This window comes from Nocardioides sp. (assembly GCF_030655615.1).
Classification (GTDB): domain Bacteria; phylum Actinomycetota; class Actinomycetes; order Propionibacteriales; family Nocardioidaceae; genus Nocardioides.
This window is the reverse complement of sequence record NZ_JAURVJ010000107.1, coordinates 1-16,954: the sequence shown is the minus strand read 5'-3', so window position 1 is coordinate 16,954 and position 16,954 is coordinate 1. Positions and strand designations below refer to the sequence as shown.

Sequence of the window (16,954 nt, the reverse complement as noted above, 5' to 3'; positions counted from 1 at the left end):
GGTCACCGCACGTGGAGGCTGACGCGTCGTCGATTGCTGACGGGTCACCGCACGTGGAGGCTGACCCGTCGTCGATTGCTGACGGGTCACCGCACGTGGAGGCTGACCCGTCGTCGATTGCTGACGGGTCACCGCACGTGGAGGCTGACCCGTCGTCGATTGCTGACGGGTCAGCGTGATTCGGGGGCGGGAGGGTGGGTCACTAGAGTCGGCCGGTGCGCATCGACCTCCACACCCACTCGGTCGTCAGCGACGGCACGCAGACGCCGACCGAGCTGGTGCACGCGGCCCGTGAGGCCGGGCTCGACGTCCTCGCGCTGACCGACCACGACACCGCGTCGGGCTGGGACGAGGCGGTGACCGCGGCGCGGGAGACCGGTCTGCAGCTGGTGCGCGGCATGGAGATCAGCACCAACCACCAGGGCCGGGCGGTGCACCTGCTGGCCTACCTGCCCGACCCGACCCACCCCGGGCTCGCCGCCGAGCTGGCGCGGATCGTCGAGGGACGAGGATCGCGAGCCCCCGCGATGATCGCCGCTCTCCACCGGATCGGGATCGAGCTGACCCTCGAGGACATCGCGGCCGAGGTACCCGGCCGGCCCCACGTCGCCGACGCCCTCGTCCGCAAGGGGATCGTCGCGTCGCGCGACGAGGCGTTCGCGGACTACCTCAACCCGGGCCGACCGGCGTACGTCGACCGCTACGCCGTCCCGCTCGACACCGCCATCCGGCTCGTCGGCGCGGCCGGTGGCGTCGCCGTCGTGGCCCACCCGTGGGGCCGCGGCCGCCGGGGCTCGCTGCCCGCCGCCGAGATCGAGCGGCTGACGCGGCTCGGTCTCGCGGGGATCGAGGTCGACCACCAGGACCACGACGCCGACGCGCGCGAGGAGCTGCGTGCCATCGCCCGTGACCTCGACCTCGTCGCCACCGGGTCGAGCGACCACCACGGCCTCGGCAAGGTCGACCACGGCCTGGGCGTCAACACCACGCCGGTCGAGCAGTACGAGCGCCTCCTCGATCGCGCGGCCGCCGCGGCGCGTGCCTCCGGACGCGTCACTCCCCAGGTCGTCGGATGAGCGTGCTCGACACCGTCCTGCTGGTCGAGGTGTTCGTGACGCTGTTCGTGATCATGGACCCGGTCGGCACCGTGCCGATCTTCCTGTCGCTCACCAGCGGCCGCTCGCCCGCCGCGGCCAAGCGCGCCGCCTGGCAGGCCGTCGCGGTCTCGTTCCTGGTGATCACGGTCTTCGCGTTCTTCGGCCAGCAGATCCTGTCCTACCTGCACATCTCGCTGCCGGCGCTGCAGTGCGCCGGCGGCCTGCTGCTCCTGCTCGTCGCCCTCGAGCTGCTCACCGGCAACGAGAAGGAGCAGACCGCGACCGCCGGCACCAACGTCGCGCTGGTGCCGCTCGGCACCCCGCTGCTCGCCGGCCCCGGCGCGATCGTCGCGACCATGCTCTTCGTCGAGGACGTCGACAGCTGGGCCACGTTCGCCGCGGTCTCGCTCGGCATCATCCTGGTCCACGTCAGCCTGTGGGCGGCGATGCGGTTCTCGCTCCCGATCCTCAAGGTGATCCGCGAGAGCGGCGTCCTGCTCGTCACCCGGATCGCCGGCTTGCTGCTGTCGGCCATCGCCGTCCAGCTCGTCGCGGACGCCGTACGCGCCTTCATCGCCGGCGAGGGCTAGTGGTCGGGGCTACCGCCGGCCGATGGACTGGTAGGTCTGCAGGGCCCGCGACGGGATGATCTTGGTCAGCGTGGTGATGGCCTTGTAGTGGGCGCCGGGGATCGAGTAGACGCGGCCCTTGTCGAAGTCCTTGAGGGCCTTGTCGACGAGGAAGTCGACGTCGAGCCACATGAAGCTGTCGCCGCGCTTGACGTTCATCCGCTCGTGGAACTCGGTCTTGGTGAACCCGGGACACAGCGACATCACGGTGACGCCCTGACCCCTGTATTCGTTGGCCGCCCACTCGCTGAAGCTGTTGACCCAGGCCTTGGCGGCGGCGTAGGTGCCGCGGGGGAGGAACGCGGCCACGCTCGACACGTTGATGACGCCGCCGCTGCCGCGCTCGGTCATCGGCCCGAGGGCGGCGTGGGTCAGCCGCAGGACGGCGGTCACGAGCACGTCGAGCATGGCGACCTCGGCCTCGACGGGGTTGTCGAGGAACCGCTGCTTGAGGCCGAACCCCGCGTTGTTGACGAGCAGGTCGACCGGGCGCCCGGCGTCGCGGAGGCGGGCCTCGACCAGGGCGAGCTGGTCGGGCTCGACCAGGTCGGCGACGAGGGTCTCGACCTCGACGCCGTGGTCGGTGCGCAGCGTCGCCGCGACCTCGTCGAGGCGGGCGCCGTCGCGCGCGACGAGCACCAGGTCGTGGTCGCGGCGGGCGAGGTGGACGGCGAAGGCGTGGCCGATGCCGGCGGTCGCGCCGGTGACGAGAGCGGTAGGCATGGTCCGATCCAAGCACCCGCGTCCGACGTACCTCGACGCGCGCCGCCCCGCCTGCCGCGCCCACCGGCTCCGGTCGGGCAGAATGACCCACGATGAGTCCGAAGAGCACGACCCTCGCGGTCGCCAACCAGAAGGGCGGCGTCGCCAAGACGACCAGCGTCGCCTCGATCGGGGCAGCGCTGGCCGAGCTGGGTCACTCCGTGCTCCTCGTCGACCTCGACCCGCAGGCGTGCCTGACGTTCTCGCTCGGCATCGACCCCGAGGACCTCGAGCTGTCGGTCCACCACGTGCTCACCAAGGGTCTGGACCCGACCGAGGTCATCGTCCAGACCGACGACGGGGTCGCGCTGATGCCGGCCACGATCGAGCTCGCCCGCGCCGAGGCCGACCTGCTGACCCGCACCGGCCGCGAGCACGTGCTGCGCTCGATGCTCGAGGACCTCGCCGCCAAGGACGTCCACTACGACTGGATCCTCCTCGACTGCCCGCCGTCGCTCGGCGTTCTCACCGTCGCCGCCCTCACCGCGGCCGACGGCGTCCTCATCCCGCTGCAGTGCGAGACCCTGTCCCACCGCGGCGTCGGCCAGCTGCTCGACACCGTCCACGACGTACGTCGCTTCACCAACCGCGAGCTGGTCGTCTGGGGTGTGCTGCCGACGTTGTACGACGGCCGCACCACCCACGCCCGCACCGTGCTCGAGACGATCTCGGAGACCTACGACCTCGAGGTCGTGGAGCCACCCATCCCCAAGACGATCAAGTTCGCCGAGGCACCGGCCGCCGGCCGCTCCATCCTCGCGACGAGCCGCAGCAGCAAGGGCGCCGCCGCCTACCGCGCGGTCGCCGCCAACCTCGTCACCCGAGCGGCCCGGTGATCGCGGCATGAGTCGTCATCGGGGCACACCGCCGCCGCGCTACCAGACCCGCTACGGCCGGGTCGTGGTGCTGGGCGTCTCGCTGCTCACCACCGCCATCGCGCTGCTCGGCGGCGTCGGCGTCCTGCCCTCCGCGGCCGACGACGACTCCGACCGCAGTCCTGACGCCGTCGTCGCCGCTGACCTCACCCAGGTCGCCGGCGCGGGAGCCGACGAGGCGGCCCAGCCGCCCGCGCCCGGACCGACGGCCGGACCCGGCCAGACCGAGGGGCCGCCCGCGGCCGACCCCACGTCCGAACCGACCGACGAGCCGACCGACGAGCCGACGGAAGACTCCACGGAGGAGTCCGACACGTCGGACTCCGGCTCCGAGGCGGCGCTGCCGAGCGACTCCGGCGAGGGCAAGCGGGTCGTCTTCAGCGAGGACGAGCAGCGGGTCTGGCTGGTGGGGGAGGCCGGCAAGGTCAAGCGCACCTACCTCGTCTCCGGCAGCCTCACCGACAACCTCGACCCGGGCACCTTCCAGGTCTACTCACGATCCGAGGACGCCGTCGGCATCGACGACTCCGGCACGATGAAGTGGTTCGTCCGGTTCACCCAGGGCCCGTCGGGCGCCGCGATCGGCTTCCACACGATCCCCGTCGACGACGGCCAGCGTGTCCAGACCAAGGCCGACCTCGGCACCCCGCAGTCGCACGGCTGCATCCGGCAGGACACCCCCGACGCCAAGGCGCTCTGGGCGTTCGCGCCGCTCGGCACCACCGTCGTCGTCGTCTGACCCTGACCGGCCGCCCCGTGCGACGACCATCGAGCACACGCCGAACCGCGCCATGGAACGGTTCGTGCCGCCGGAGGGTCCACATACACGCATGAACCGCGCAATTGCGCGGTTCATGCGGCTGAGCTGGGTCGAGCTGGTCCGGCTGGTCGGGCCCCTGGGGTCAGGAGGCGTCGGTGGCGGGAGCCGCCGAGGCAGCACCGTCGCCGCCACCCGTACCGGCACCCGAACGACGGCGACGCCGGCGGTTTCGGTTGGCGGAGCGGGGCGCGTCGCCCGAGCCGGCCTCGCCGTTGGTGGCGCCGGCGACCTCGGGGGCATTGGTCTCGCCGGTGGCGGACTCGCCGCCCTGGCTGGCCCCACCGCTGCGGGTACGGGTCCGGCTGCGGTCGGTGCGCTCACGCGACTCGCGCGGCTTGCGGTCGCGGTCACCGCCACGGTCACCGCCACGGTCGCCCCGGTCCCCGCGCGGCTTGCGCTCGACCGGCGCCGGGTCGACGATGCGGCCCTTGGTGCCGGGCGCGATGCCCTGGTCGTGGAAGAGGTGCTCCGACGTCGAGTAGGTCTCCTGCGGGTCGTCGAACGGCAGGTCGAGCGTCTTGTTGATCATCTTCCAGCGGTGCAGGTCGGCCCAGTCGACGAAGGTGATCGCGGTGCCGGTGGCGCCGGCGCGGCCGGTGCGGCCGATCCGGTGGACGTAGGTCTTGTCGTCCTCGGGGCACGTGTAGTTGATGACGTGGGAGACACCGGCGACGTCGATGCCGCGCGCGGCGACGTCGGTGGCGACGAGGACCCGGATCTTGTTCTCGCGGAACTTGGTCAGGGCCTTCTCGCGGGCGACCTGCGCCATGTCGCCGTGGAGCGGCGACGCGCTGAACCCGCGCTCGGCGAGGTCGTCGGCGATCCTCTGCGACTGCCGCTTGGTGCGGGTGAAGACGATGATCTTGTCGGCGTCCTCGGCCTGCAGGACGCGGCCGATGATCTCGGGCTTGTCGAGGTCGTGGGCCTGGTAGATGAACTGCGCCGTCGCCGGGACCATCGTGGTGTCGTAGGACGACTCGGCGCGGATGTTCATCGGGTGACGCATGTGGGTGCGCGCAAGGGCGACGATCGCGGCCGGCATGGTGGCCGAGAACAGCATCGTCTGGCGGGTCTCGGGCGTCATCCGCAGGATGCGCTCCACGTCGGGCAGGAAGCCCAGGTCGAGCATCTCGTCGGCCTCGTCGAGCACGAGCGCGTGCACGTGGGACAGGTCGAGGGCCTTGCGGTTGGCGAGGTCGATGAGCCGGCCGGGAGTGCCGACGACGATGTCGACGCCCTCCTTGAGCGCGTCGAGCTGACCGTCGTAGCCCACGCCGCCATAGACGGTGAGGACGCGCAGGCCGCGGTCGGCGCTGGCCAGTGCGAGGTCGCCGGAGACCTGGAGCGCGAGCTCACGGGTCGGGGCGACGATGAGGGCCTGCGGCTTGCCCTGCGGGATGTCGGCGTAGTCGGGGTCCTTGGGCGCGACGCTGCGCTGCAGCACCGGGATGCCGAAGGCGAGGGTCTTGCCGGTGCCCGTGCGGGCCTGGCCGATGAGGTCGGTGCCCATTAGGGCGACCGAGAGGGTCATCTCCTGGATGGCGAACGGGGTGATGATGCCGGCGCGCTCGAGCGCGTCACAGATCTCGGCATGGACGCCGAGGTCGCGGAAGGTGGTCGTCAATGTTCTGCTTTCGAAGAGTTCAGCCGGACGGCCGGCGCAACCGCACCGGCAGATCGCATCGTGCGGCCGACTCACGGAGCCTGAGCGGCGGAGTCAACCGCGCACATACGGGAGCTGGTCGCGACGTACGGCGACCCGCTCGTGGGGTCAGTCTATCGATAGGGTGCGCCCATGGCTGAATCTGCCGAGATCGACACGGGCCTGGTCGATGACGACCCGGGCTACCGCGCCGCCGTGATCGACCTGCTGGGGGTCATCTCCTACGGCGAGATCTCGGCGTTCGACCGCCTGGCCGAGGACGCCAAGCTCGCGCCCACCATGCAGGACAAGGTGGCGCTGGCGACCATGGCCGCGGGCGAGCTGGGCAAGGTAGCGCCGCTGCACCAGCGGATCAGCGAGCTCGGGGGAGACCCCTACGAGGCCATGGCGCCCTTCAACAAGGCCATCGACGAGTTCCACCGCCACACCGCTCCGTCCGACTGGCTCGAGGGCCTCGTCAAGGCGTTCGTCGGCGACGGGCTGGCCGACGACTTCTACCGCGAGATCGCTGCGTTCCTCGACCCCACCACGCGTGACCTCGTGGTGTCGTCGCTCGACGAGGACGGCGGCCACGCCGTGTTCGTGGTCGACCGCGTGCGCACCGAGATTGCCGCCCACCCCACCGTCGGAGGGCGCCTCGCGCTGTGGGGCCGCCGGCTGATGGGCGAGGCCCTGACGCAGGCCCAGCGCGTCGCCGCCGACCGCGACTCCCTGACCGCCCTGCTGACCGGTGGCGTCGACCGCCCCGGTCTCGACCTGGCGGCCCTCGGCCGGATGTTCACCCGGCTCACCGAGCGGCACGCCGCCCGGATGAGCGAGCTCGGCCTCGACAGCTGACGGGCTAGACGTAGCGCGCTGCGGCGTACGACGCCGGCAGCCCGGCCGGCACCTGGCCGCGCCGCACCAGCTCGTCGAGGGCGCGGACGGCGAGGTCCGGGCTGTCGAAGACGTAGGTCGCCAGCAGCACCAGCTTCTTGACCTCGTCGTCCGCCCACGAGGCGAGCCCGCGCAGGTCGCGGAGGTAGACGGCGTCGCCGTCGACGAGCTGGCTGCGGCTGTCGCGGATGCGGTCGGTCGCGGTCTGCGAGCCGTGCAGGTGGACCGACTTCTGGAACATGAACTTGTGCAGCTGGAAGCCTTGAGCGACGAGCTCCTGGTGGACGTCGGCGAAGCTCGGCGCGTCGCGGTAGAGCGGGAAGAAGGCCACCTCGGGGATCACGCAGAGCGCGGTCGAGAGGGCACGACGGCCGAAGGAGAACACGGCGAGCTCGCCGCCCTGCACGTCGATCTTGAGCAGGTCGAGGGCCGGCAGGTCGGGGACGTCGTCGAGGGCGGTCAGCTCGAGCGGGATCGTCCCGCGGAGCCGGGTTCCCTCGTGCCACCGCTCATTGCCGATGAGGTCGATCGAGGTGTCGTCGATGTCGAACGTGGAGGCGAAGCCACTGCCGTTGTAGACGTTGAGCGTGCCAGGGCCCGGGCTGCCGATGGCGTGGGGGAAGAAGAGCTCGCGAGCCGGGTCGCGCCCCTGCAGCTCGGCGAAGGCCTCGGGCTGCGGCTCGAACCCGACGACGCGGGCGACGCCCATGCCGAGCAGCCGGGTGTAGGCCGGCAGCTCGAGCGGGTTGGCGCCGACGTCGACCACGACGACCGGGTCGGTGAGCGCGAGCGCGTCGAGCAGTCGCTGCGAGGGCTCGGTCGGGCCCCCGGCGGCGAGCTCGTCGAGCACGCCGAGGCAGTGGTCGGCCACGGCTCGGGGCAGGGCGTCGCGGTCACCGGCGGGGAGCTCGGCGACCAGGAACTTGCGTGGGGCCACGCGCTCGAGCCCGAGCCGGGCCACGAGCGGCCCGTCGACCGGGTTGCGGGCGATGACCTCGATCCGCCACGAGCCCCGACGCTCGCCGGGCAGGACGTCGAACCCGACCGGTGCCCCGTGCACGAGGTAGTCGAGCACGACCACCCGCCCCTGGAAGACCCAGGAGCGGTGGGCGTCGACCGGTGCCCGGACGCCGTCGACCAGCGGGGCGACCGCGGCCAGGAGCTCGTCGGGCTTGGTGGTCCGCAGGGGGCTCATCGACCGGGGATCAGCTGCGGAAGCCGACCGTCCCGGCGACACCGCCGCCGATCTCGACGTAGGCGATCTTGGCGGCCGGCACGATGACCTTGCGGCCCTTGGTGTCGGTGAGCGTCACGACGCCCTCGCCGGAGACCGCCTCGGCGACGAGCTTCTCGACCGCCTCCGGGGTCTCGTCGGTCTCGACGACGAGCTCGCGCGGTGAGTGCTGGACGCCGATCTTGACCTCCATGGGAGGACTCCTTCTGTCGCGGTGCTGGGGTGAGGCCGGGGTGGACCCGCCCTGCTGAGCAGGATCACACAGGGGACGGGGTCAGTCGGTGAGGGGGTAGCCGCGGATGCCGCGCCAGGCCAGGCCCGAGACGAGCGCGGTGGCCTGGTCGCGCTCGAGGCCGCCGGCCTCGGACAGCCAGAACCGGGCGCTGACCTGCGCCATGCCGACGAGCGACACGGCGAGCAGTCGCGAGGCCGGGGCGGGCAGGCCCGTGTCGTCGTGGATGACGGCCGCGATCAGCTCGGCGCACTCCGAGGTGACCCGCTCGACGTGCTGGCGCACGGCCGGCTCGTTGGTCAGGTCGGACTCGAAGACGAGCCGGAAGGCGCCGGTGTCCTTGGCGACGTAGTCGTAGAAGGCCTCGATCGCCGCACCCACGCGCTGCTTGTTGTCGTGGGTCGAGTCGAGGGCGGCACGGCAGTTCTCGATGACGGCGTCGCACGAGCTGTCGAGCAGCGCGAGGTAGAGCTCGAGCTTGCCCGGGAAGTGCTGGTAGAGAACCGGCTTGGAGACCCCGGCCCGGTCGGCGATGTCGTCCATCGCCGCAGCGTGGTAGCCGTGCTGGACGAACACCTCGAGCGCCGACTCCAGCAGCTGGGCCCGCCGCTCACGACGGGGCAGACGACCGCCGCGCGGACGCGCGTTGTCGAGGTCGGGGGGTGTAGTCGCCACGACGGTGAGACTACCCGCGTGTCCGGATGGCGGGAGGTCGACCACGCGGCGCTGGACCGACGCGGGAACAATGGGCACGACGACCGGCGTTCTCCGCTGGTCCCCACCCTGGGCCCGACCCCGAGTCCGAGCCTGAGTCACATCCTGAGTCCCATCCTGAGTTCCGCACCCAGTTCCGCACAGAGGAGTACACCCGTGAGCCTTCCCGCGCTGGTCGACCCGGCCGACGAGCTGACGATCGACGAGGTACGCCGCTACAGCCGCCACCTGATCATCCCCGACGTGGGCATGACCGGGCAGAAGCGGCTCAAGAACGCCAAGGTGCTCGTGATCGGCGCCGGCGGCCTCGGCAGCCCCGCCCTCCTCTACCTGGCCGCTGCGGGCGTCGGCACGCTGGGCATCGCCGAGTTCGACGAGGTCGACGAGTCCAACCTGCAGCGCCAGATCATCCACACCCAGTCCGACATCGGGCGCTCCAAGGCCGTCTCGGCCAAGGAGTCGGTCCTCGAGGCCAACCCCTACGTCAACGTCGTGCTCCACGAGGAGCGACTCGACAACGACAACGTCCTGCAGGTCTTCGAGGGCTACGACCTCATCGTCGACGGCACCGACAACTTCGCGACGCGCTACATGGTCAACGACGCGGCCTACTTCCTCAAGATCCCCTACGTCTGGGGCTCGATCTACCGCTTCGACGGCCAGGCCTCGGTCTTCTGGCCCCACTCCGGACCCGACGCGCCGTGCTACCGCTGCCTCTACCCCGAGCCCCCGCCGCCGGGCATGGTCCCCAGCTGCGCCGAGGGCGGCGTGCTCGGCGTGCTCTGCGCCAGCATCGGCTCGATCCAGGTCAACGAGGCCATCAAGGTGCTCACCGGCATCGGTGACCCGGCCGTCGGCAAGCTCGTCATCTACGACGCCCTCGAGCTCGAGTGGCGCAAGCTCAAGGTCCGCAAGGACCCCAGCTGCGCGCTGTGCGGTGACAACCCCACCGTCACCGGCCTCATCGACTACGACGCCTTCTGCGGCGCCATCTCCGACGAGGCCGCCGACGCCGCCGTCGGCTCGACCATCTCGGTCACCCAGCTCGAGCACATGCTCAAGGAGCGCGACGAGGGCACCCGTGACTTCGTCCTCGTCGACGTCCGCGAGCCCAACGAGTACGAGATCAACCAGATCCCCGGCTCCGTGCTGATCCCCAAGGGCGACTTCCTCAACGGCTCGGCGCTCGAGCAGCTGCCCTCCGACAAGCAGATCGTCATGCACTGCAAGTCGGGCGTCCGCTCGGCCGAGACCCTCGCCATCGTCAAGGGCGCCGGCTACACCGACGCCGTCCACGTCGGCGGCGGCATCGTCGCCTGGGTCAACCAGATCGACCCCTCGCAGCCGGCGTACTGATTCGATCGGTCGCGACTCGACGGCCTCGCTCCGCGGGCCCGCTCCACCTGGCACCGCTGCCGCCGGGTTGGTACGGCGGGCCCGACCGGAGCGGGGGTCCGCCGATCGCGACGTGCGCCGTGTGGTCGCCTCGGGCCGTGGCCCGGGCGCCGGGCGATCGGACTCCGCAGGCACCTGCTGGTCCCGTCGGCCGGCGCCGGTCTCGTGGGGTTGGTCTAGTCATTCGTGACTAGGGCGACGTAACCCGATCGGGTGAGGCTCGTTACTCCCGTCACACAGCCATGCCCGAGCGTGCTTCTCGCGTCCGCTCGGCCCACGGGAGGAATCACCAGCAGATGCGTCTGACCACCAAGCTCGCCGTCACCGCGGCCGCCACCGCCGTCGCCCTCGGCACGACGTTCGTCGGGACTGCGCCCAGCAGCACCGCCGCCGCCGCCCGCGTCTCGTCGTTCGCGCCGGCCGCGACCGCCACGATCACGCCGGGGGTGCAGATGTACACCAACGGCGCCCAGTGCACGGGCAACTTCGTGTTCACCGACTCCTCCGGGGGCGTCTACGTCGGGTACGCCGCGCACTGCGCCGGCCTCGGCGAGGCCACCGACACCAACGGCTGCCTCAACGAGTCGGTCCCGATCGGCACCACCGTCACCTTCAACGAGGGCGGCTCGCTGGTCTCCGAGGGCACCCAGCTCGGCACCGGCACCCTCGTCTACAGCTCCTGGCGCACCATGCGCGCCAACGGCGTCACCGACGCCAACACGTGCGCCTACAACGACTTCGCACTGGTCAAGGTCAGCGCCGCCGACGCCGGCAAGGTCAACCCGAGCATCCCGTTCTGGGGCGGCCCCACCGGCATCGACACCGACGGCACCGCCGCCGGTGACCGCGTCTGGTCCTACGGCAACTCGAGCCTGCGCGCCGGCGTCACGCTGCTCTCGCCCAAGACCGGCATCAGCCTCGGCGACACCGCCGCCGACGGCGGCTGGACCCACCCGCTCTACACCGTCACCCCCGGCGTCCCCGGTGACTCCGGCTCGGCGTTCGTCACCGCCGGCGGCAAGGCCATCGGCACCCTGTCGACGCTCGGCCTGGCGCCGCTGCCGCTGTCCAACAACATCGGTGACCTCGGCAAGGAGCTCGCCTACGCCCAGGCCAGCTCCGGCATCCCGGGCCTCCAGCTGACCAACGGCACGGAGCCTTTCAACCCGATCCTCTGACCGGGCCGGCCGAGACCCCGTCCGCAGCCTGCGCGGACGGGGTCTCGTCGCGTCCTGCCACCGTTCGGCCTCCTCGCTCGTGACCGCATCGTGACCGCGCCACCGGCCGCGTACGACGCCCGCGCGGGTACCTTGCCGCCATGAGCGACGGCCGGGACGACGCGCCCCGGTCGCACGCATCGGCCGCGCCCGCCGCAACCGCCGCGACCACGCTCGCCGTCGCCGCGGTGACCCTCCTGGTGCTGCTGCTGGCGGTCTGGGCCGCGAGCGCCGGACCGGACGACCCGCTGCGTGGCGACGGCATCACCCCGGACCGGGTGAGCGTCGAGACCCCGTCGGACACCTCGTCGAGCCCCACGCCGGACGAGGCGCGGCCCGCCTCCGACCGCGACGACGGCGACGGCGGGTCTGTGCTCGCCACGGTCGTCGGCCTCCTCGTCCTGGGCATCGGCGTCGCGCTGGTGCTCACGGTGCTGTGGCTCGCGGGCAGCACCCTGTGGCGCCTGCGCAAGGCGCGGCTGCGCCGCCTCCGTGACCCCGAGGCCGACCCGCCCCCGCTCGACCCGGTCCAGTCCGTCGCCTCCGCGATGGTCGCCGACGCCGGCGAGCACGAGGACCTGCTGACGGGGGGCAGCCCGCGCAACGCCGTCGTCCTGTGCTGGCACCGCTTCGAGGTCCAGGCCGAGCGCGCCGGCGTACCCCGCAAGCCGTGGGAGACCTCGTCCGAGTTCACCCTACGGATCCTCGAGCTCGTCGAGGCCGACGCCGGCTCGGTCGCCCGGCTCGCGGAGCTCTACCGCGAGGCCCGCTTCTCCGAGCACGAGCTCGGTGAGGACGCCCGGGCCGCCGCGCTCGCTATCGTCCAGGACATCCACCGCGACCTGCGGACGCTGCTGAGCGGGGGTCGTCGATGAGACGACCTCGGCTGCGGGGCGTCGTCCTCGGGGCGCTGGCGTGCGCCGTGGTCGTCGGCACGGCCGCCGCGCTCGGACTCGAGCCCGAGCCGGTGCGGGTGGTGCTGCTCGTCCTCCTCGTCGTCGCCGGGGCGCGGCTGCTGGTCGAGAGCGTGTCCCGGGTGGCGGTGCTGTGGTACCCCGTGCCGGTCCACCCTCCGGTGGGCGAGGGTCGCGACCAGGTCACCCAGTCGCACCTGCGGCTGCTCGAGAACCACCAGACGAGCCGTCGCCCCGACGCCGCCGTCCGCGACCGCCTCGCGGTGCTCGCCGACCAGGTGCTGACCGTGCGCCACGGCGTCCACGCCCACTCCGAGCGCGGCCGCGAGCTGCTCGGAGCCGAGCTCGTCGAGGTCCTGCACGGACCCGTCGTACGACTCAACCCGCGCCGCATCGACCGGGTGCTGCGCCAGATCGAGGAGCTGTAGTGACCCAGAGCCCCACGCCCGACCCGCCGGCCGCGACCCCGCTCGAGCCCCTGGCCGCCGCCGACCTGGCGAGCCGGATCCTCGACGAGGTCGAGCGCGCCGTCGTCGGCAAGCGGCAGCCGCTGACGCTCGTGCTCGCGGCGGTGCTGGCCAAGGGGCACGTGCTGATCGAGGACCTCCCGGGGCTGGGCAAGACCCTCACCGCGCGGTCCTTCGCGCAGGTGCTCGGCCTCGACTTCTCCCGCGCCCAGTTCACCCCCGACCTGCTCCCGGCCGACCTCACCGGGTCGTTCCTCTACGACCAGCAGCGCGGCGAGTTCGACTTCCGGGCCGGCCCGATCTTCGCCGGGCTGCTGCTCGCCGACGAGATCAACCGCACCCCGCCCAAGACGCAGTCCGCGCTGCTCGAGGCGATGCAGGAGCGGCAGGTCACCGTCGAGGGCCAGACCTTCGGGCTGCCCGACCCGTTCTGCGTGCTCGCGACCGCCAACCCGGTCGAGTACGAGGGCACCTACCCGCTGCGCGAGGCCCAGCTCGACCGGTTCCTGCTGCGCGTCGCGTTCGGCTACCCCAGCGCCGACGACGAGTACGACGTCGTGGCCCGCCGGGTGGCCCGCCGCCGCGAGAAGATCGTGCTCGACCAGCTCACCGACGGGTCCGGCGTACGCGCCCTCCAGGCGACCGTCGAGGAGGTGCAGATCGACGCGAGCGTCGGCCGCTACTGCGTCGCCCTCGCCACCGCCACGCGCACCCACGGCCACGTGCAGGTCGGCGCCTCGCCGCGCGGGTCCCTCGGCCTGGCCCTCACCGCCCGGGCCTTCGCCGTGATCCGCGGCCGCGACTACGTGGTGCCCGAGGACGTCAAGGCGGTGGCCAGGTCGGTGCTGGCCCACCGGATCTCGGTCAAGCCCGAGCTCTGGATGACCGACGCCAGCGGTGCGTCCGTGGTCGACGACGTGCTGCAGAAGGTGCCGACGCCGGCCACGCTCGAGGGCCCCACGGGCCGGTGAGCACCCCGTGAGCGCGCAGGGCTGGGAGCCCACCGGAGGGCTGGTCCGCGCCGTCGTGGTCGGCGTGGCCGGCCTCGTCTGGGCCGTGGTCGCGGGTGAGCCGGCGCTGCTGGTCCTCACGGCACCGCTGCTGCTGGCGGCCACCGCCGCGGTCGTGCGCCGGCCGCGGTCGACGCCGTCGGTGTGGGGCACCGTCGACCGCGCGTCGCTGCACGAGGGCCAAGGTGCCGTGCTCAGCCTCGACCTCGCCGACACCGACCCGGACGACGTCGAGCAGGTGACCCGGGTCCTGGCCGCCGCGCCGTTCGAGCGCGCCGAGCCGGCCGCGGGCCACGTCTCGGTGCTGCGGCGCAGGGCCGACGACGTCCAGGTCGTGGTGAGCCCGCGCCGCTGGGGCACCCGCACCCTCGGCGAGGAGCGGGTGGCACTGACGAGCCCCTGGGGCGGGTTCCGCTGGGGTCCGGTCGTCGTGCCGGGCCGGACGGTGCGCGTGCTGCCGTCGGCGGCCTACACCTCGCGGGCGGAGTCGCCGCAGCCGCGCGGCCTCGTCGGCGCCCACCGCTCCGACCGGCCGGGCTCGGGCACCGAGGTCGCCGGCATCCGGGCGTTCCAGGCCGGTGACCGCCTCCGCCGGATCAACTGGCGCATCTCGGTGCGCACCGGCGTCCTCCACGTCACCACGACTCGCGCCGAGCAGGACGCGGGTCTCCTCCTCGTCGTCGACCTCTACGCCGAGCACGGCACCTCCGGGGGCGTCGACGGCGCCGCCAGCAGCCTCGACCTCACCGTCCGCGCCGCGGCGGCGCTGGCCGAGCACGCCGTGCGCACTGGTGACCGGGTCGCGCTCCGCCCGATCGGCGGCCGGTCGCGGCCCGTGCCGCCCGGTTCGGGGCGCCGCCACCTGCGCCGGGTCCTCGGCACCCTGGCCGACGTCCGGACGGGGTCGGCGCCGTACGACGACGCGAGCCGGCTCGACCTGCGCGTGGGGGCCGGCACGACCGTCGTCGTCCTGACGCCGCTGCTGGTCGACGCGGTCGCCACGACGGCGGCCAACCTGGTCCGCCGCGGGCTGCCGACCGTCGTCATCGACACGCTGCCGCCCGACGCCCGGCCCCAGCCCGGCGACTCCGACCCGGTGCTCGTCGACATCGCGTGGCGGATGCGCCGGATCGAGCGCGAGCAGGTCCGCACCGCGCTCGACGCGATCGGGTGCCCCGTGGTCGCCTGGCGCGGACCCGGCACCGTCGACGAGGTGCTGCGTCGGCTGGCCCACCGTCGCCCGCACGCGGGAGCGGCGCCGTGAAGGCGCTCGAGGCCGTGCGCGCCGTGCGCGGGTGGCACCCGTCGCAGCAGGCGCTCCGGCTGGTCGTGCTGCTCGGGCCGCTGGTGGCGCTGCTCGCCGCCGCGCCCGCCGGCCACGGCCCGGCGCCCTGGATCGTCGGCGTCGTGCTCCTGCTGTCGGTGCTCTGGGCCGCCCGCCCCGAGTCCGGGGGCGGGACCCTCGCCCTGCTGCTGGTGCTCTTCTGGTGGACGCGGGTGCCCGACGACGCGCTGCACCCGGCCGTCCTGGTCGCGGCCGTCGCCGTCGTGCTGTCCCACCTCGCGGCCGTGGTGAGCGCCGCCGCCCCGCCCCGGACCCCGGTCGATCCCGCGGTGCTGCGGCTCTGGATGCTGCGCGGTGCGGCGGTCCTCTTGGCCGCGCCCGTGGTGTGGGTGCTGGCCCGGGCACTGCGGGACCAGGCCGCCCCCGACCTGTTGTGGCCCGCGGCCCTGCTGGCCGCGCTGCTGGTCGTCGTGGCCCTCGGCCTGGTGCTCGAGCGGCGCGAGGAGGCGCCCTGATGGTCAAGGCCGACGAGGACTACGTGGAGCGGGTCCTGGCGATCGTGGAGACGGTGCCCTGCGGCCGCGTGACGACGTACGGCGCCATCGCCGACCTGGTCGGCAGCGGGCCCCGGCTCGTCGGCAACGTCATGGCCCGCCACGGCGCCGGGGTCCCGTGGTGGCGGGTGGTGCGGGCCGACGGCTCGCTCCCGCCGAGCCACCAGGACGAGGCCCGCCAGTGCTACCTCGAGGAGGGCACCCCGCTGCGCCGCTCGGGCACCGCCGTCGACATCGTCGCGGCCTACTTCCAGCCCTAGCCCTGCGGGCCGGCTCAGCGCAGCCGGCCGACGTAGGACGCGGCGCGCTGCAGCTCGACGACCCGGCGCTCCCACGTGATGCCGACGACCACCAGCGTCGTGCCGGCGATGCCGATGACGACCCACTGCGGCGTCTCGACGGCGTACGGCGCCAGCTCGAGCAGCGCGAGCAGACCACCCACGGTCGCCCCGACGAGCAGCGGCGCGCTCCAGCGCAGCTGGGCGCCACCGACGGCGAGGACCAGGCAGCCGGCACCGAGCAGCGCGGCGCGCAGCGACACCGGGTCGGTGGCGAGCACGTGCAGGAACGTCGGCACGGTCGCGAGCGCCAGTCCGGGAAGGAGGGCGAGCGCCGTGGAGGACGAGGCGTCGCGGCGCATCCGGTGGAGCCCGAACCCGAGGAGCAGGAGGGCCGTCGGCATCGTGTAGGGCTCGGGTGCCTGGACGCCGAGGTCGTAGAGGCGGACCCAGGTCGCGAGGACGAGCAGCGCGGTGCCCGCCCAGGCGGCCGGACGCCGCGAGGGGTGCACGAGCGAGTGGACGACGACGAGCGCGCCGGCCAGCGTCAGGTGGAGCGCGAGGCTGACGGTCTCGTCGCGGGCGAGCGGGATCGCGGTCAGCGCGGCGACGCCCGCCGCGATGCTCGCGGTGACCTCGAGCTCGGCCCGGGGGTGGCCGACGACCACCGCGGCGAGGACGACGAGGACCGGCACGGCGCGGAGGCCGTCGAGCCCGGCGAGGTCGCCCAGCACCCAGGTCAGCCCGGCCAGGGCCGGCGGGAGGAGCATCCCGCCGACCTCGGCGGCGCCGGGGAAGCGGCCCGCGACCAGGGTCGCGGCGGTCGTCGCGGTGAGCAGCGCGAGCGGGACCAGCAGCAGGCCCTGGCTCGGGGCGGCGACGCCGAGCGTCACGGCCATCAGGCCCGAGGCGGCCAGCACCTGCACGAGCGC

19 protein-coding genes are annotated in these 16,954 nt (G+C 73.1%); 13 read left to right on the top strand and 6 right to left on the bottom strand.

The features are described from left to right. The first annotated feature begins 215 nt into the window (after window positions 1-215). Both Q7T52_RS08755 and Q7T52_RS08750 read left to right on the top strand, forming a co-directional pair. Window positions 216-1,076 carry a PHP domain-containing protein gene (locus Q7T52_RS08755; RefSeq protein ID WP_304801490.1) on the top strand — a complete coding sequence of 287 codons (861 nt, stop codon included), beginning with the start codon at window positions 216-218 and terminating at the stop codon, window positions 1,074-1,076. Further along, window positions 1,073-1,687 (top strand): MarC family protein, encoded by a 615-nt coding sequence (locus Q7T52_RS08750; RefSeq protein ID WP_304801488.1) that lies wholly within the window; start codon window positions 1,073-1,075, stop codon window positions 1,685-1,687. Before Q7T52_RS08755 ends, Q7T52_RS08750 begins: the two co-directional genes overlap by 4 nt. A gap of 9 nt (window positions 1,688-1,696) precedes the next feature. Here the strand turns inward: Q7T52_RS08750 and Q7T52_RS08745 are convergent, their stop codons facing one another. Continuing rightward, a complete protein-coding gene (locus Q7T52_RS08745; RefSeq protein ID WP_304801486.1) occupies window positions 1,697-2,449 on the bottom strand; it encodes an SDR family oxidoreductase in 753 nt (250 codons plus the stop codon). A gap of 92 nt (window positions 2,450-2,541) precedes the next feature. Here Q7T52_RS08745 and Q7T52_RS08740 point away from each other — a divergent pair, with 92 nt between their 5' ends. Then, window positions 2,542-3,324: a ParA family protein gene (locus Q7T52_RS08740; RefSeq protein WP_304801483.1), complete on the top strand. Its 783-nt coding sequence runs from the start codon at window positions 2,542-2,544 to the stop codon at window positions 3,322-3,324. A gap of 7 nt (window positions 3,325-3,331) precedes the next feature. Continuing rightward, window positions 3,332-4,102: a L,D-transpeptidase family protein gene (locus Q7T52_RS08735; RefSeq protein WP_304801481.1), complete on the top strand. Its 771-nt coding sequence runs from the start codon at window positions 3,332-3,334 to the stop codon at window positions 4,100-4,102. A 163-nt stretch (window positions 4,103-4,265) separates the two neighbouring features. Here the strand turns inward: Q7T52_RS08735 and Q7T52_RS08730 are convergent, their stop codons facing one another. Beyond that, complete coding sequence (locus tag Q7T52_RS08730; RefSeq protein ID WP_370692311.1) at window positions 4,266-5,807, bottom strand: DEAD/DEAH box helicase; 1,542 nt, start codon at window positions 5,805-5,807, stop codon at window positions 4,266-4,268. 171 nt (window positions 5,808-5,978) lie between these two features. Between Q7T52_RS08730 and Q7T52_RS08725 the strand changes: the two genes are divergently transcribed. After that, window positions 5,979-6,683 carry a ferritin-like fold-containing protein gene (locus Q7T52_RS08725; protein WP_304801479.1) on the top strand — a complete coding sequence of 235 codons (705 nt, stop codon included), beginning with the start codon at window positions 5,979-5,981 and terminating at the stop codon, window positions 6,681-6,683. Between the two features lie 4 nt (window positions 6,684-6,687). Here the strand turns inward: Q7T52_RS08725 and Q7T52_RS08720 are convergent, their stop codons facing one another. The 3 genes from Q7T52_RS08720 to Q7T52_RS08710 form a co-directional block, all read right to left on the bottom strand. Beyond that, window positions 6,688-7,917 carry an FkbM family methyltransferase gene (locus tag Q7T52_RS08720; RefSeq protein ID WP_304801477.1) on the bottom strand — a complete coding sequence of 410 codons (1,230 nt, stop codon included), beginning with the start codon at window positions 7,915-7,917 and terminating at the stop codon, window positions 6,688-6,690. A 10-nt stretch (window positions 7,918-7,927) separates the two neighbouring features. Continuing rightward, window positions 7,928-8,149 carry a DUF3107 domain-containing protein gene (locus Q7T52_RS08715; protein WP_304801474.1) on the bottom strand — a complete coding sequence of 74 codons (222 nt, stop codon included), beginning with the start codon at window positions 8,147-8,149 and terminating at the stop codon, window positions 7,928-7,930. A gap of 81 nt (window positions 8,150-8,230) precedes the next feature. Further along, window positions 8,231-8,863 carry a TetR/AcrR family transcriptional regulator gene (locus tag Q7T52_RS08710; protein ID WP_304801472.1) on the bottom strand — a complete coding sequence of 211 codons (633 nt, stop codon included), beginning with the start codon at window positions 8,861-8,863 and terminating at the stop codon, window positions 8,231-8,233. Between the two features lie 195 nt (window positions 8,864-9,058). Here Q7T52_RS08710 and moeZ point away from each other — a divergent pair, with 195 nt between their 5' ends. From moeZ to Q7T52_RS08670, 8 genes are all read left to right on the top strand, one after another. Then, window positions 9,059-10,258: an adenylyltransferase/sulfurtransferase MoeZ gene (gene moeZ, locus Q7T52_RS08705; protein ID WP_304801470.1), complete on the top strand. Its 1,200-nt coding sequence runs from the start codon at window positions 9,059-9,061 to the stop codon at window positions 10,256-10,258. Between the two features lie 335 nt (window positions 10,259-10,593). Then, window positions 10,594-11,475, top strand: a complete 882-nt coding sequence (locus tag Q7T52_RS08700; RefSeq protein ID WP_304801469.1) for a hypothetical protein — start codon at window positions 10,594-10,596, stop codon at window positions 11,473-11,475. A gap of 140 nt (window positions 11,476-11,615) precedes the next feature. Next, window positions 11,616-12,389: a DUF4129 domain-containing protein gene (locus Q7T52_RS08695; protein WP_304801467.1), complete on the top strand. Its 774-nt coding sequence runs from the start codon at window positions 11,616-11,618 to the stop codon at window positions 12,387-12,389. Further along, on the top strand, window positions 12,386-12,856 hold the full coding sequence (locus Q7T52_RS08690; protein WP_304801465.1) for a hypothetical protein: 471 nt from the start codon (window positions 12,386-12,388) through the stop codon (window positions 12,854-12,856). Before Q7T52_RS08695 ends, Q7T52_RS08690 begins: the two co-directional genes overlap by 4 nt. Further along, window positions 12,856-13,866 (top strand): MoxR family ATPase, encoded by a 1,011-nt coding sequence (locus tag Q7T52_RS08685; protein ID WP_304801463.1) that lies wholly within the window; start codon window positions 12,856-12,858, stop codon window positions 13,864-13,866. The genes Q7T52_RS08690 and Q7T52_RS08685 overlap by 1 nt, the downstream gene beginning before the upstream one ends. Window positions 13,867-13,873: 7 nt before the next feature. Further along, window positions 13,874-15,169, top strand: a complete 1,296-nt coding sequence (locus Q7T52_RS08680; protein WP_304801461.1) for a DUF58 domain-containing protein — start codon at window positions 13,874-13,876, stop codon at window positions 15,167-15,169. Then, entirely contained in the window at window positions 15,166-15,705 is a 540-nt protein-coding gene (locus Q7T52_RS08675; RefSeq protein ID WP_304801459.1) for a hypothetical protein, read from the top strand. The genes Q7T52_RS08680 and Q7T52_RS08675 overlap by 4 nt, the downstream gene beginning before the upstream one ends. Next, a complete protein-coding gene (locus tag Q7T52_RS08670; RefSeq protein ID WP_304801458.1) occupies window positions 15,705-16,004 on the top strand; it encodes an MGMT family protein in 300 nt (99 codons plus the stop codon). The genes Q7T52_RS08675 and Q7T52_RS08670 overlap by 1 nt, the downstream gene beginning before the upstream one ends. A gap of 14 nt (window positions 16,005-16,018) precedes the next feature. Here the strand turns inward: Q7T52_RS08670 and Q7T52_RS08665 are convergent. Continuing rightward, the coding region (locus Q7T52_RS08665) for an SCO7613 C-terminal domain-containing membrane protein (protein ID WP_304801456.1) at window positions 16,019-16,954 on the bottom strand (936 nt) is incomplete at its 5' end.

Bases quoted from the DNA above. Each gene is read 5' to 3' on its own strand.
- Q7T52_RS08735 (WP_304801481.1), top strand. From the start codon at position 3,332: ATGAGTCGTCATCGGGGCACACCGCCGCCGCGCTACCAGACCCGCTAC.
- Q7T52_RS08745 (WP_304801486.1), bottom strand. From the start codon at position 2,449: ATGCCTACCGCTCTCGTCACCGGCGCGACCGCCGGCATCGGCCACGCC.
- Q7T52_RS08740 (WP_304801483.1), top strand. From the start codon at position 2,542: ATGAGTCCGAAGAGCACGACCCTCGCGGTCGCCAACCAGAAGGGCGGC.
- Q7T52_RS08690 (WP_304801465.1), top strand. From the start codon at position 12,386: ATGAGACGACCTCGGCTGCGGGGCGTCGTCCTCGGGGCGCTGGCGTGC.
- Q7T52_RS08700 (WP_304801469.1), top strand. From the start codon at position 10,594: ATGCGTCTGACCACCAAGCTCGCCGTCACCGCGGCCGCCACCGCCGTC.
- Q7T52_RS08715 (WP_304801474.1), bottom strand. From the start codon at position 8,149: ATGGAGGTCAAGATCGGCGTCCAGCACTCACCGCGCGAGCTCGTCGTC.
- Q7T52_RS08720 (WP_304801477.1), bottom strand. From the start codon at position 7,917: ATGAGCCCCCTGCGGACCACCAAGCCCGACGAGCTCCTGGCCGCGGTC.
- Q7T52_RS08695 (WP_304801467.1), top strand. From the start codon at position 11,616: ATGAGCGACGGCCGGGACGACGCGCCCCGGTCGCACGCATCGGCCGCG.
- Q7T52_RS08750 (WP_304801488.1), top strand. From the start codon at position 1,073: ATGAGCGTGCTCGACACCGTCCTGCTGGTCGAGGTGTTCGTGACGCTG.
- Q7T52_RS08725 (WP_304801479.1), top strand. From the start codon at position 5,979: ATGGCTGAATCTGCCGAGATCGACACGGGCCTGGTCGATGACGACCCG.
- Q7T52_RS08670 (WP_304801458.1), top strand. From the start codon at position 15,705: ATGGTCAAGGCCGACGAGGACTACGTGGAGCGGGTCCTGGCGATCGTG.